General features: G+C 64.9%; 9 protein-coding genes, 1 rRNA gene and 1 pseudogene. 7 read left to right on the forward strand and 4 right to left on the reverse strand.

Going from position 1 to position 13,369, the window contains the following annotated elements; translation table 11 throughout:
- Window positions 1-93: ribosomal RNA gene (gene rrf, locus ACTCB7_RS08235) — 5S ribosomal RNA — on the forward strand; the annotation flags it as partial.
- A 334-nt stretch (window positions 94-427) separates the two neighbouring features.
- On the opposite strand, the gene ACTCB7_RS08240 is transcribed toward rrf, so the two are convergent.
- Genes ACTCB7_RS08240 through ACTCB7_RS08250 form a run of 3 tightly spaced genes read right to left on the reverse strand, consistent with a single transcriptional unit; the run spans window position 428 to window position 2,966 of the window.
- The gene (locus ACTCB7_RS08240) at window positions 428-1,792 is read right to left on the reverse strand and encodes a TrkH family potassium uptake protein (protein WP_463006275.1); all 1,365 of its coding nucleotides are present in this window, start codon (window positions 1,790-1,792) and stop codon (window positions 428-430) included.
- Between the two features lie 10 nt (window positions 1,793-1,802).
- Window positions 1,803-2,459, reverse strand: a complete 657-nt coding sequence (locus ACTCB7_RS08245; RefSeq protein WP_463006276.1) for a potassium channel family protein — start codon at window positions 2,457-2,459, stop codon at window positions 1,803-1,805.
- 33 nt (window positions 2,460-2,492) lie between these two features.
- Window positions 2,493-2,966 carry a MarR family winged helix-turn-helix transcriptional regulator gene (locus ACTCB7_RS08250; RefSeq protein ID WP_463006277.1) on the reverse strand — a complete coding sequence of 158 codons (474 nt, stop codon included), beginning with the start codon at window positions 2,964-2,966 and terminating at the stop codon, window positions 2,493-2,495.
- Window positions 2,967-3,202: 236 nt separating this feature from the next.
- Between ACTCB7_RS08250 and maiA the strand changes: the two genes are divergently transcribed.
- The 5 genes from maiA (at window position 3,203) to ACTCB7_RS08275 (ending at window position 9,258) form a co-directional block, all read left to right on the forward strand.
- Window positions 3,203-3,865 (forward strand): maleylacetoacetate isomerase, encoded by a 663-nt coding sequence (gene maiA / locus ACTCB7_RS08255; protein ID WP_463006278.1) that lies wholly within the window; start codon window positions 3,203-3,205, stop codon window positions 3,863-3,865.
- 166 nt (window positions 3,866-4,031) lie between these two features.
- Complete coding sequence (locus ACTCB7_RS08260; RefSeq protein WP_463006279.1) at window positions 4,032-5,492, forward strand: sodium-dependent transporter; 1,461 nt, start codon at window positions 4,032-4,034, stop codon at window positions 5,490-5,492.
- 182 nt (window positions 5,493-5,674) lie between these two features.
- Window positions 5,675-6,544, forward strand: coding sequence for a uroporphyrinogen-III C-methyltransferase (gene cobA, locus ACTCB7_RS08265; protein WP_463006280.1), 870 nt, complete (start codon window positions 5,675-5,677; stop codon window positions 6,542-6,544).
- 72 nt (window positions 6,545-6,616) lie between these two features.
- Complete coding sequence (locus tag ACTCB7_RS08270) at window positions 6,617-8,527, forward strand: DUF294 nucleotidyltransferase-like domain-containing protein (protein WP_463006281.1); 1,911 nt, start codon at window positions 6,617-6,619, stop codon at window positions 8,525-8,527.
- Window positions 8,524-9,258, forward strand: a complete 735-nt coding sequence (locus ACTCB7_RS08275; protein WP_463006282.1) for a 3'-5' exonuclease — start codon at window positions 8,524-8,526, stop codon at window positions 9,256-9,258. The genes ACTCB7_RS08270 and ACTCB7_RS08275 overlap by 4 nt, the downstream gene beginning before the upstream one ends.
- Before the next feature lie 109 nt (window positions 9,259-9,367).
- Here the strand turns inward: ACTCB7_RS08275 and ACTCB7_RS08280 are convergent.
- Window positions 9,368-11,033, reverse strand: a pseudogene (locus ACTCB7_RS08280) (BCCT family transporter).
- 332 nt (window positions 11,034-11,365) lie between these two features.
- Here ACTCB7_RS08280 and ACTCB7_RS08285 point away from each other — a divergent pair.
- Window positions 11,366-13,189 (forward strand): acyl-CoA dehydrogenase C-terminal domain-containing protein, encoded by a 1,824-nt coding sequence (locus ACTCB7_RS08285; RefSeq protein ID WP_463006283.1) that lies wholly within the window; start codon window positions 11,366-11,368, stop codon window positions 13,187-13,189.
- Window positions 13,190-13,369 lie beyond the last annotated feature (180 nt).

The following is a 13,369-nucleotide window of genomic DNA, read 5'->3' on the forward strand; positions in this document are numbered from 1 at the left end:
CCCACCTGATCCCATGCCGAACTCAGCAGTGAAACCGCTTAGCGCCGATGGTAGTGTGGAGCTTCTCCATGCGAGAGTAGGTCATCGTCAGGCATCTATACCGCAGAACCCCGGCCCACAGGCCGGGGTTTTTGCGTTTGGGGGCCGGGAAAAGTGGCCGGCTTTCTTCCCGCTTGCTGATTTCAAGGTCGAAGTGACATCTTGCAACAGGCCTATCGGGCGCGCCGATGCAGGGCGTCGGGCTGTCGCTCATTTCCTACGGGCAGTAGCGCGGTTCTCCTATGGTGAGACAGCCCACCGTGAGGCAGGCTGGAAGTGATCTGTCTGGATCAGGGCTTTCAGTGCCATGTCCGAAAGCTCCGGCTTGAGTCCCTTTAGAGCCCCGCCATGCGGGGCTTCTTCTTGATTTTCGTGTGCCCCTGGGGCGTCAGCCAATCTGCACGGAACCGCGGGCGTAGCGCAGCCCCTTGTCGCGTTGCGTGGACATGAGATATCCCAGTGACAAGGGGCCGACGCGTCCCAGTAGCATGGTCACAATGAGCGTCAGTTGGCCGCCGGCGCTCATGTCGGGGGTCACGCCCCGCGATAGACCGACGGTGCCGAAGGCGGAAACGCTTTCGAAGGCCAGATCGAGAAAAGACTTTCCGGGCTCCGTCACGGTCAGTAGGAAAAGACAGGTAAATATCAGCAGCATACCCGCCAGTGCCACCGCCACGGCCTTGATGACGGTTTCCTGGGGAATCGAGCGGTTGAAGGCCACCGGTTGTGAATTGCCGCGAATGAAGGCCCGTGCCACCAGCAGCAGTACCACGAAAGTCGTGACCTTGATGCCACTGGCTGTGGACCCCGAACCGGCGCCGATGAACATCAGCAACATGGTCAACAGCGCCGTCGGGTCGGTCAGCGAGCCGGTATCCAGGGTATTGAAGCCGGCAGTGCGTGGCGTGACGGCCTGAAACCAGGCCGCCTGCAGCTTTGCGCCGATGCTGTCGAGCCCACCTAGTGTTGCGGGGTTACGCCACTCCAGCGCCAGTACCGCGAGCATGCCGATCAGAGAGAGCCAGAACGTGGCCTGCAGCACGATGCGGGCATGGAGTGTCAGCCGGCGAGTTCGGCGCCACTCGAGCAGTTCAGCAATGACCGCAAATCCCAGCCCGCCGACGATGAAAAGGCCCGAGATCACCAGATTGACCAGCGGGCTGGCGACGAAGCTGGTGAGGCTGTCCGGCCAGATCGAAAACCCGGCGTTGTTGAAGGCCGAGACGGCATGGAACAGGCTGACCCACAGGCCATGGGACCAGCCGAATCGCGGGACCCAGCTCAGGGCCAGTAGCAGCGTACCGGTCGCCTCGGCGACGAGGGCGAAGACCACCACCAGGCGGACCAGCGTCATCAATTCGCTGAACGAGGTGTGATTCAGGCTCTCCTTGACCAGATTGCGCTGGTAGAGGGGTAGCCGCATGCCCATCAGGACCAGTGTCAGTGCGGCGAAGGTCATGAAGCCCAGCCCGCCGACCTGAATGAGGCACAGGACCACCCACTGGCCGAACAGGGTCAGGTCGGCGGTCTGGGTCACCGACAGCCCGGTTACCGTGACGGCAGAGGTCGCCGTGAACAGGGCTTCATGCCAGTTCAGGGGCACCGTGGCCGAGATCGGCAGCCACAGCAGCAAAGTGCCGAACCCACTGAGCAGCGCGAAGCCGAACAGCAGAATTTCCGGCGGCGAGAGTCGAATCACACGCCCGTGAGGCAGGTAGCGAAGCGGACGTACGATGCGCTGGCGGTAGTTCATGGCTTGAAGATCACAGCTTCTTGCCCAGTTCGCGGAGGGCGTCGAGATCCCCGATCAGCACCAGGTGGTCATCGCCTTGCAGTGACGTGTCGCCGTCCGGGTCCCGGATCACTTCGGTCCCGCGTTTGATGGCGATAAGGGCCAGGTCGCTCTCGTCGAGAGCCAGGTCGGCTACGCTGGGGCAACGCTCGCTGAGCTTGTCGGTCGCCTGCAGCTCGACGATGAACTGCCGGTCGCCGAGCTGGATGAAGTCGACCATGGCGCGGTAGTGCAGGCTTTCCGCGACGCGTAGGCCGGTGTCGTATTCGGGGTAGACAATATGGTCGGCACCAATGTGCTTGAGCAGCCGATAGTGGGTATCGGAATGCGCCTTGACCCAGATCTCCCGGGCGCCCTGCTCCTTGACCAGCAGCGTGCAGATCATGCTGGCTTCGATATTGTCGTCGACGTCGATCACCACGGCGTCATAATCACCCAGCGAAAGTTCGGCCAGTGCCTTCTCGTTGGTGACGTCGGCCACCACCGCGTGGCTCAGCAGATCCGCCATGGCGTTGACGCGGTCCTCGTCATGATCGACGCCCAGCACGTCATTGCGCTGGCGGCGCAGCTCCTGGGCGACGGTGACGCCGAAGTAGCCCAGACCCAGGAGCGCGAACTGGTGAGCCATGAAACCTCCTTGTAAAAAGACGGTGGATGCGGGCTAGTCGCGCTTCGCCTCCGAGGCGAGTCCGGCCTCGATCTTGTCCAGCAACCGGAACAAGTCACGATACTCCGCCTCGCTCAGGGCGGCCACCAGCGAGTGCTCCCAGGCCAGGGCCCGTGGAATGGCCAGGTCGAGCAGGTCATGCCCCGCCTCGCTCAGTGTCAGCCACAGGGTACGCTGATCGTCGTCGTCGCGCTGGCGAGCGATGAGTTCACGCGCCAGCAGTTGCGAGACCGCCCGAGACACTCGGGCCTTGTCCATGGCCGTCAGTTCGCAGATGCGCTTGGCGGTCAGCGGCTGGGCCTGCTGAAGCCAGGCCAGAATGCGCCACTGCGCGATGGTCAGGTCATACTGCTCGGCATAGATCGAGGACAGCGCCTGGCTGATGCGTTCGGCCAGGTTGGACAGTCGGTAGGGCAGAAACACCTTGAGATCGAGTTCGGCGCGGGGGGCGGCAGTGGTCGAGGGCAAGCGCGGACTCCTGATGTGCCATGACGTGAATGGTGCCCCGAGTATAATCGCGCCTCGCCGGGCGTGGCAGGGGCGCCTCGCTGTACGGAAAAGTTGACAGCTTTGTGAAGCGGCTACGACTAAGGGCGAGCGAGTGGCCCTTGAGCGACTGGGGCGTTGCGCATATGGTTTCAAATGAAACTTTATGCCGGGTCGGCAACGGTCGACCCCTTCAGTGACCGGCCGAGGAGATCGCGATGTCGGAATCGCCTCCCATACTGTATGGCTACTGGCGTTCGAGCGCCGCCTATCGCGTTCGGATCGCACTCAATCTCAAGCAGGTCGAGGTCGAGCACCGCAGCGTGCACCTGGTGCGTGCCGGGGGCGAGCAGCACACCCCCGAATACCGACGGCGCAATCCCGAGGGGCTGGTGCCGCTGTTCATTGACAGCGACGGCACCTGCCTGACGCAATCGATGGCGATCGTCGAGTATCTGGACGAGACTCGCCCCGGACCTCGACTGTTGCCCCCGGAACCGGCGGCCCGCGCTCGCAGCCGCGCCCTGGCCCAGGTCATTGCCTGCGAGGTTCATCCTCTCGACAACCTGCGTGTGCTGCGGTATTTGACGCACGAACTGGGCATCGATGAGCCGGACAAGCTGCGCTGGTACCGTCACTGGGTCGCGGAAGGGCTGGCGGCGCTCGAGGCTCGGGTGACCGAATGGTCGACCCCGTTCTCGCTGGGCGAGCGGCCCGGATTGGTGGAGTTGTGCCTGGTGCCACAACTCTACAACGCGCGGCGTTTCGACTGTCCGCTCGATGACTATCCGGCACTGGTCGCGCTGGACGCCCGCTCCCGCGAACTCGAGGCGTTCCGCCGGGCCGCGCCCGAGGCGCAGCCCGATGCCATCCCGGCATGAACGATTTCGGTAAACGCAGTGCTTTTTGCTGCAAAATGCTCAAGGTACGGCAGAACAAAGCGCGGCGATGGTGCAAGCGGACGGGTTGACGCTACAATCGCAGCCTTGTTTGCCAAACCCTGTGGGCGGCCTTTGGCACAACAATAAAACCTTCAAGGTGTGTGTTATGACGACAAGAGAAAAACCGCAAAATCTCTGGATGGGTCGCTGGGGGTTCGTGCTTGCCGCGACCGGCTCTGCGGTGGGGTTAGGCAATATCTGGAAGTTCCCCTACATGACCGGGGAATACGGGGGCGGGGCCTTCGTGCTGGTCTACCTGCTGTGTATCGCGGCGATCGGCATTCCCATCATGATGGTCGAGATCGGCTATGGTCGTCGCGGTCGTGGCAGCCCGATCGACGCCATTCGCCGCGTGGCCCGGGAGTCCGGCCAGGGCTCGGGTTGGTCGCTGATCGGCTGGATGGCGATGCTCTGCGGCTTCATGATTCTTTCCTTCTACGTGGTGGTGGCCGGCTGGTCGGTTTCCTACCTGTGGAAGACCGTGACCGGCGGTCTCAGCGCCGACACGGTGGACGGCATGGCAGCGATCTTCGGCGCCAACAATGCCAACCCGTGGAACCTCGGCTTCTGGAGCACGCTGGTGACGGTGGTCACCATGCTGATCGTCGGCAAGGGCGTCCAGGAAGGCATCGAGAAGAGCGTTCGCTGGATGATGCCGGGCATGGTGATCATGCTGGGTATCATGATCGTTTACGCCATGTTCTCCGGTGGCTTCGGTCAGGCGCTCGATTTTCTGTTCGGCTTCGAGATCGGCAAGCTCTCCAGCGCCGGCCTGCTGGCAGCCATGGGGCACGCCTTCTTCACCCTGTCTCTCGCGTCGGGTGCGATCCTGACCTACGGTTCCTACCTGCCTGACGGCAAGTCCATCGCCCGCACCACCTTCACCGTGGCGATCTGCGATACGCTGGTGGCGCTGATGGCCGGTCTGGCGATCTTCCCGGTGATCTTCGCCAACGGCCTGGATCCGGCCAGTGGCCCGGGGCTGATCTTCATGAGCCTGCCGCTGGCCTTCGAGCAGATGCCGCTGGGCACCCTGCTGGAAGCCATCTTCTTCATCATGCTGACCATGGCCGCGCTGACTTCGGCGATCTCGATGATCGAGGCCACCGTGGCCTGGCTCAACGAGAGCAAGGGGATCTCCCGTGTCAAGGCGGCCTGGGGAACCGGCATCGTGCTGTGGATCGTCAGCACGCTGGCCATGCTGTCGTTCAACGTCGGTGCGGACTGGACGTTCGCCGGCAAGAACTTCTTCGGCTGGCTGGACTACCTGACCTCGCGCTGGATGATGCCGCTGGGCGGTCTGGGCATGGCCATTCTGGCCGGCTTCGTGCTCCGCAACGACATCTTCCGCTCCGAGCTGGGCCTGAGCCCCGCGCAGCACGCCCTGTGGCTGTTCATGATCCGCTACGTCAGCCCGCTGGGCATCGTGGTCATCTTCATCGACGCCCTGGGCGTGATGACGCTCGACATGAGCAGCCAGTGGCCCTGGCTGATAGCGGCGCTGGTTGTGCTCACCGTTATCGGCGAATTACTCAGCCCGCGTTTGCGTAAGCAGCTGGCCGGCTGATCCCGCTCCGTCGGGCAGCCTGACTGGACGCCTCCGGCGAGCATTCGCCGGAGGCGTCTTGCATTCCAACGATCGAGTTATATGCTGGCAACTAGACGTTACTGGTACCCGGCGCCCTTGTTCATTATTTTTACGTATAAGATATAGAGTCTTTTTGCGTTTTTGTTATAACAGGGTGCGCCATGTTTCCGACCGACGATGCTGTCTCGAATCCCGCTCGCCTCGCGGCTTTGCGCGATTTCCCGCGTGGGCAGGTCTGTCTGGTCGGTGCCGGACCGGGAGATCCCGAACTGCTGACGATCAAGGCGCTCAAGCGGTTGCAGACAGCTGATGTGGTGCTGCACGACCGCCTGGTGAGCGACGAGATTCTCGCGTTGATCCCGCCCCACACACAGCGGCTTTATGTCGGCAAGGCGCGCTCCTCGCACAGCGTCCCCCAGTCGGGAATCAACCGGGCCCTGGTCGACTGGGCGCGCTGTGGCAGGCGTGTGGTTCGTCTCAAGGGCGGGGACCCCTTCATCTTCGGCCGCGGCGGCGAGGAGCTGGAAAGCCTGGCCCAGGCGGGAGTCGACTTCGAGGTGGTGCCCGGCATCACCGCGGCCTCGGGTTGCGCGGCCTATGCCGGCATTCCCCTGACCCACCGGGATCACGCCCAGTCGGTGCGCTTCGTCACCGGGCATCTCAAGAACGGCAGCTGCGATCTGGACTGGCCCGCGCTGGCCCGCGAGGGGCAGACGCTGGTCTTCTACATGGGACTGGGCAGTCTCGAGGTCATTCAGCAGGAACTGCAGGCTCACGGCCTTGCCGGGGACACGCCTCTGGCGCTGGTCGAGCAGGGCACCACGGCGCGACAGCGCGTTCACGTCGGTTCCCTGGCGGTTCTGCCGGCAAGCCTCGACGGTGACAGCATCCGGCCGCCGACGCTGATCGTGATCGGGCATGTCGTGGGCCTGCAGGAACGGCTCGACTGGTTCGAGACCCAGCGTGCCGCCAGTCGCGGCTGGGACGAGGGCAAGCATCCGACACCCCGGGCGCAGGCCGACAGTGCCTGACATCGGCGCTCCGGATTGACGGGAGTCGGTCGGGCTTCCGAGAATGACGCCATCACGTCACGGGAGGCCGACATGAACGTCGAGCAGCTGGATATCCGCGATCACCTGGCGCAGTTCGCGCCCTTCGACAGCCTGTCGGACGATCTGCTCGACACGGTCGCCGCGTCGGTCGAAATCCGTTACTTCCAGGCCGGCACCGAGCTGCTGGTCAAGGATCAGCCGATCGAGGCCCTCTGGTACGTGCGCAGCGGGGCGGTGGAGATGTACCTGCGCAACGGCCGGCTGTTCAATCGGCTGGGGGAGGGCGACATCTTCGGCTACTCGGATCTGCTGCGCAATCGTCGGGTGCGCTATCCGGTCCGGGCCATCGAGGACACCCTGATCTACTTCATTCCCGCCGAGGTATTCGAGGAGGTCTGCGACCAGGACGACGAGTTCGCCGAGTTCGTCGACACCGGCGGCCAGCGGCTCAAGGCCACGGTCGAGCAGCAGCGTCACGACAGCGACATGATGACCACCCGGGTGCGCAAGCTGCTCGGTCGCCCTGCCGAGATGATCGAGGCCGGTGTGACTCTGCAGGAAGCGGCCCAGCGCATGCGGGATGCCAACACCACCTGCGTGCTGGTCATCGAGCCGGCGGAAAAGGCCTCGCCGTATACCTTCATCGATCGCGATGGTCACGGCTGGCGCCTGTGCGGCATTCTCACCGATCGTGACTTCTGCACCCGCGTGCTGGCCGAGGGAGTCACGCCCCAGGCCCCGGCGACCGATGCGATGTCCCGGCAGCTGATCGTGGTGCAGTCCGACGAGACGGTCTACGAGGCGATGCTGAGCATGCTGCGCAACCAGGTGCACCACCTGCCCGTGCTGCACCGGCGTCAGCCGATCGGTGTCCTGCACCTTTCCGATATCGTGCGCTACGAGACGCACAGCAGCCTCTTTCTGGTCAACAACATCTTTCTCCAGAACGAGGTGGACCAGCTCGCCCACCTCTCCGAGGAGGTGCGCACCGCCTTTGCCCGGATGGTGGCCGACGGCGCCAACTCGGAGATGGTGGGGCGGGCACTGGCGACCGTGGGGCGCAGCTTCGCGCACCGCTTGATCGAGCTCGCCGAAGCCAGGCTGGGCCCGCCGCCGGTACCCTACTGCTTCATGGTGCTGGGGTCGATGGCGCGTGACGAGCCGACCATCACCGCCGACCAGGACAATGCCCTGGTGCTCGACGACCGCTTCGACCCCGAGCAGCACGACGCCTACTTCGAGGCCCTGGCCAAGTTCGTCAGCGACGGCCTTGCCGCCTGTGGCTACCCCTACTGCAAGGGCGACGTGATGGCCACCAACCCGCGGTGGCGCCAGCCCCTGCAGGTCTGGAAGCGCTACTTCACCGAGTGGATGGATGCGCCCAATCCCGAGCGGCTGCTGCACAGTTCGATCTTCTTCGATCTGGCGGCGGTACATGGCGAGGAGCCGCTGGTCGAGGCCCTGCAGGACCTCATTGCCGAACGCGCACCACAGCGGCCCTTCTTCCTCGCGGCGATGGCCCGCAATGCGCTCGGCCGCACTCCACCACTGGGCTTCTTCCGTACCTTCGTCATGGAACAGGACGGCAAGCACCGCAAATCCATCAATCTCAAGCGGCGCGGCACCGCGCCACTGGCCGATCTGGTGCGCGTGCATGCCCTGGCCTGTGGCTCGAAGGCCCAGAACACCTTCGCTCGGCTGGACGACATCGCCAAGACGCGACTGCTGGCCGACGGCGTCAACGAGCGGCTGCGCTACGCCTTCGAGTTCCTCTCGATGGTGCGCATTCGGCATCAGGCCCACGATATCGAGCAGGGCGAGGAGCCCGACAACAATATCGAGCCGGAAAACATCGACAGTCGCGAGCGACACCATCTCAAGGATGCCTTCGAAGTGATCAGTCACGCCCAGAAGTTCCTGGGATTCCGCTATCCCATGCCCTCGAAACGGTCCCGCGGATGAGGGCCGGCGGACTCTTCAGGCGCCGCGAGACGCGACCGGACTGGGATGTCTACCTGGCCTCGCGGGCCCGGGAAGCCCGGGATTCGCGTCTGGTGAACTTCTTCTCGGCCGGCGTGGAGGCGCTGTCTCCCGACACGCCGATCGGCCGGGTGCCGCTGGCGGCCTTGGATCTGGAAACCACCGGCCTGGACGCCGGTCGGCACGACATCGTCAGCATCGGGGTCATGCCCTTCACCCTGGAGCGGATACGGGTCCGCGAGGGGCGCTACTGGGTGCTGTCGCCCCGGCGCAACCTGAGCGAGGAGTCCGTCGCCTTTCACCATATCACGCACTCGGAGGTGGCCGGCGCTCCCGATCTCAGCGCGATTCTCGATGAGCTGCTGGCGTGCCTGTCGGGACGCCTGGTGGTGGTCCACTACCGGCGCATCGAGCGCAGCTTCCTGGACGCGGCGATTCGCGAGCGCCTCGGCGAGAGCCTGCTGTTTCCGGTGATCGACACCATGTCGCTGGAAGCCCGCATCCATCGTCAATCCTGGTGGGCCCGGTTGCGTCGCTGGCTGGGCCAGCCGGCTGCCTCGATCCGGCTTCACGAGAGTCGCCAGCGCTATCATCTGCCGCCCTACACCGGCCACCATGCCCTGGTGGATGCCCTGGCCACGGCGGAACTGCTGCAGGCGCAGGTGGCCCGCTATCACACCCTGGAGACCCCGGTGGGCGAGCTCTGGCGCTAGTCGGACGTTCCCGGCCCGCTCAGTCCGGGGCAGGAAATCCGTTCAGCCCGGCAGAAACGCAAACGGCCCGCCGAAAGGCGGGCCGTTGTCGTTGCGAAGGACTCGGCTGTCAGGTCCGGGGCTCGCTGCGCAGGCCCTGGATGATGGCGTAGCACGCCGCCAGCAGGACCAGCGTGAAGGGCAGGCCGGTGGAGATGACCGCTGCCTGCAGCGCACTCAGGCCGCCGCCCAGCAGCAGGGCGATGGCGATCGCGCCCTCGATCAGGGCCCAGAAGATGCGCTGCGGCTTGGGCGCATCGACCTTGCCGCCGGCGGTGATGGAGTCGATCACCAGCGAACCGGAGTCGGACGAGGTGATGAAGAACACCATGACCAGGATGATGCCGATGAAGGAGGTGATGCCGGTCAGCGGCAGCTGGCCGAGCATGACGAACAGCTGCAGCTCCAGGGCAGCATCCTTGACCCCCTCGAACCCGTTGGCGATGACCTGGTGAATGGCGGTGGTGCCGAAGGCGGTCATCCACAGCACGGAGACCAGCGAGGGCACCAGCAGCACGGCGATCAGGAACTCGCGTACCGTGCGGCCGCGGCTGACGCGAGCGATGAACATGCCCACGAACGGCGACCAGGAGATCCACCAGGCCCAGTAGAAGGCGGTCCAGCCCTGCACGAAGTTGACGTCTTCACGGCCGAAGGGATTCGACAGCGCCGGCAGGTTCTTCAGGTAGGAGCCCAGGTTCTCGAAGAAGCCGGTGGCGATCATCAGCGTGGGGCCGACGAAGATCACGAAGGCCAGCAGCAGGAAGGCCAGGACCATGTTGAGCTGCGAGAGGCGCTGGACGCCCTTGTCGACGCCCAGCACGACCGACCCCAGCGCGACCAGGGTGATGCCCATGATCAGCACGACCATCGCCACGTTGTTGTTGGGCGTGTCGAACAGATAGTGCAGCCCCGCGGACGCCTGGGAGGCCCCGATGCCCAGTGAGGTCGCCAGACCGAACAGGGTGGCGAACACGGCCAGGATGTCGATGAGATGGCCCGGCCAGCCCCAGACGCGCTCACCCAGGATCGGGTAGAAGATCGAGCGCATGGTCAGCGGCAGGCCCTTGTTGTAGGAAAAAAGGGCCAGCGCCAGGGCGACCACGGCATAGATGCCCCACGGATGCAGCCCCCAGTGGAAGATGGTGGCGGACATGCCCAGTGCGATGGCGCCCTGCTCGTCACCCTGGGCGGCGCCCAGCGGCGCCCAGCGGCGCCCAGTCGGTACGCACGCCGTTCTCGACGGTGGTGCCGCCCAGCGAGGTGCCGAAGTGGGTCATCGGCTCGGAGACGCCATAGAACATCAGGCCGATGCCCATGCCGGCGGCGAACAGCATCGCGAACCAGCCGGCGTAGCTGAAATCCGGCTTGGCGTGAGCTCCGCCGATGCGCACCTTGCTCAGCGGCGTGAAGATCAGCACCACCGAGACGATGACGAAGATGTTGGCGGACAGCAGGAAGAGCCAGCTCAGGTGACTGGTCAGCCACTGGCGGGTACCGTTGAAGATCGGCCCCATCTGGTCGGGCAGCGCGAGGGTGATGATCACGAAGAACAGGATCAACAGCGACGAGATCGTGAAGACCTTGCCGTGCAGGTCGACATCGAAGCCAAACTTGTTGGTGGTGATGTTGTCCTGTCCGATCACGTAATCGGTATCGATGAGATTGGCCGGGCCTTCAGGGGCTGGCACGCCTTCCTGTGGCGGCTCCGGCTGGCTGTTGGTGTCTTGAGCCACGGGTTGTCTCCGTTTTTCAGTCCGAGATGCAATGTCGGGGATGATACCGCTCTCGACATTCCCCTTGCGTTCCCCATGCGTCGTTCGAGCGTGTTTCGCCGGCAGGGGCGGCGACTCGACAGGAACGCGCAAGCGTCAGGAATTATCCTGAATCAATAAATCCCTGCCTACCACCTTTCGGGAGAAATTGCGGCACAAAGATGGTGAAACCGGCCGTTCGGCGATGCGTCGAGGCAACATCGCGATGCACCGCCCGGCGAAGGTCGAGATGACGGCGCCGGCCGATCTGCGCTACATTCAAGCGACCGTTTGAATCTGCTGGAGTCCCGTTCATGGCCTACTATCAGGCACCCCTGCGTGACATGCGCTTCGTGCTCAACGAGGTTTTCCAGGCCGGTGACGAGTGGGCCGCCATGCCCGCCACCCGCGAGCTGACGCCCGATCTGGCCGATGCCATCCTCGAGGAAGCGGCCCGTCTGACCCGCGCCGAGCTGTTTCCGCTCAACCAGCCCGCCGATGCCCAGGGCTGTCGTTTCGAGGCCGGGCGGGTCACCACGCCCGACGGCTTCAAGGAAGCCCGGCGCACGCTGGCCGAGGGCGGCTGGTTCGGCCTGGGCGGCAATCCCGAGCATGGCGGCCAGGGCATGCCCAAGCTGTTGACCGTGGCCTTCGAGGAGATGCTCTACGCCACCAATACCGGTTTCGCCCTGTACCCGGCGCTCAACACCGGTGCCACCCTGCTGCTGGATCATCACGCCCCCGAGCCGGTCAAGCGCGTCTACCTGCCGCGCATGTACGCCGGCGAGTGGCTGGGCACCATGTGCCTGACCGAGCCCCACTGCGGCACCGATCTCGGCCTGATCCGCACGCGCGCCGAGCCCCTGGCGGGGGAGGACGCCGTCGGGCAGGCGTGCTACGCGATCACCGGCAGCAAGATCTGGATCACCGGCGGCGAGCACGACATGGTCGACAATATCGTGCATCTGGTGCTCGCCAGGCTGCCCGATGCCCCGCCCGGCACCCGGGGCATCTCGCTGTTTCTGGTGCCCAGGCGCCAGGTGGGCGCGGACGGTGTACTCGGCGAAGCCAACGGCGTCAGCTGTGGCGGTCTCGAGCACAAGATGGGCATCAAGGGCAGCGCGACCTGCGTGATGCACTTCGACGCCGCCGAGGGCGTGCTGATCGGCGAGCCGCATCAGGGCCTGGCGGCGATGTTCACGATGATGAACTACGAGCGGCTGTCGATCGGGCTGCAGGGGCTGGGGCTAGGCGAGGTCGCCGGCCAGAGCGCCATGGACTTCGCCCGTCAGCGGCGCCAGGGGCGGGCGCCGCAGGGCGCGGCGGAGCCCGACCAGCCGGCCGATCCGATCCTGGTGCACCCCGACGTGCGCCGCATGGCGTTGGACATCCGCGCCTGGAACGAGGGCGGGCGCGCCTTCGCGGGCTTCGTCGCCGGCCAGCTCGACCGGGCGCGCCTGCATCCCGACGCCGCCGTGCGCGAAGACGCCGAGGCCCTGGTGGCTCTGCTCACGCCGGTGGCCAAGGCCTTTCTCACCGATCGGGGCTTCGACGTCACCGTCGAGGCCCAGCAACTCTATGGCGGCAATGGCTACTGTGTGGAGTGGGGCGCCGAGCAGTACGTGCGTGATGCGCGTATCGCGATGATCTATGAAGGCACCAACGGCATTCAGGCGATGGATCTGGTCGGACGCAAGCTGTTCCGCAATCAGGGCGCTCTGGTCGCGCGACTCGTCGAGCGCGTCCGCAGCGAGCTCGATGCGCAGCGCGACCCGGAACTGGCCGATGAACGCCGGCGCGTCACCGAGGCCGTGGCTGGACTGGAGCGCGCCACGGCGGGGCTGCTGGAACGGGCCCGCGAGGATGCTTCCGAGCTGGGTGCAGCGGCGACCGGCTATCTCTCGCTGCTGGGACATGTCGTTTATGCCTGGCTGTGGTGGCGCATGATGACCACGGCCCGCCAGGGCCTGCAGCAGCAGGGGCCCTCGGGTGATTCCTTCTATCGTGCCAAGCTGGCGGTGGGGCGCTACTTCCTGACGCGCCTGTTGCCCCGGGTAACATCGCTGGAGCACGAGATCGGAGCGGGCGCCGAGACGCTGATGGCGCTGCCCGAGGACGCCTTTTACCCGGAGGAATGACGCGCTTGAGACGCCGCCCGCTGCAACCGGCGGGCATTTTTCCCTCTCTTTTATATAGCCTGCCTTGTTGTGGTGCGTGATCCCGTCAAGGCTGCTTCATTGTGGCGCCTGCCGGGTGTCGGTCCGAGAGCGGTATACCGGGATAGGGCTTTTCTTCGCTATTCAAGCTACTGTTTGTAA

Source organism: Modicisalibacter sp., assembly GCF_055145905.1.

Coding starts and splice junctions, on each gene's coding strand:
- ACTCB7_RS08240 (WP_463006275.1), bottom strand. CDS start 1,792: ATGAACTACCGCCAGCGCATCGTACGTCCGCTTCGCTACCTGCCTCAC.
- ACTCB7_RS08245 (WP_463006276.1), bottom strand. CDS start 2,459: ATGGCTCACCAGTTCGCGCTCCTGGGTCTGGGCTACTTCGGCGTCACC.
- maiA (WP_463006278.1), top strand. CDS start 3,203: ATGTCGGAATCGCCTCCCATACTGTATGGCTACTGGCGTTCGAGCGCC.
- ACTCB7_RS08260 (WP_463006279.1), top strand. CDS start 4,032: ATGACGACAAGAGAAAAACCGCAAAATCTCTGGATGGGTCGCTGGGGG.
- cobA (WP_463006280.1), top strand. CDS start 5,675: ATGTTTCCGACCGACGATGCTGTCTCGAATCCCGCTCGCCTCGCGGCT.
- ACTCB7_RS08270 (WP_463006281.1), top strand. CDS start 6,617: ATGAACGTCGAGCAGCTGGATATCCGCGATCACCTGGCGCAGTTCGCG.
- ACTCB7_RS08275 (WP_463006282.1), top strand. CDS start 8,524: ATGAGGGCCGGCGGACTCTTCAGGCGCCGCGAGACGCGACCGGACTGG.
- ACTCB7_RS08285 (WP_463006283.1), top strand. CDS start 11,366: ATGGCCTACTATCAGGCACCCCTGCGTGACATGCGCTTCGTGCTCAAC.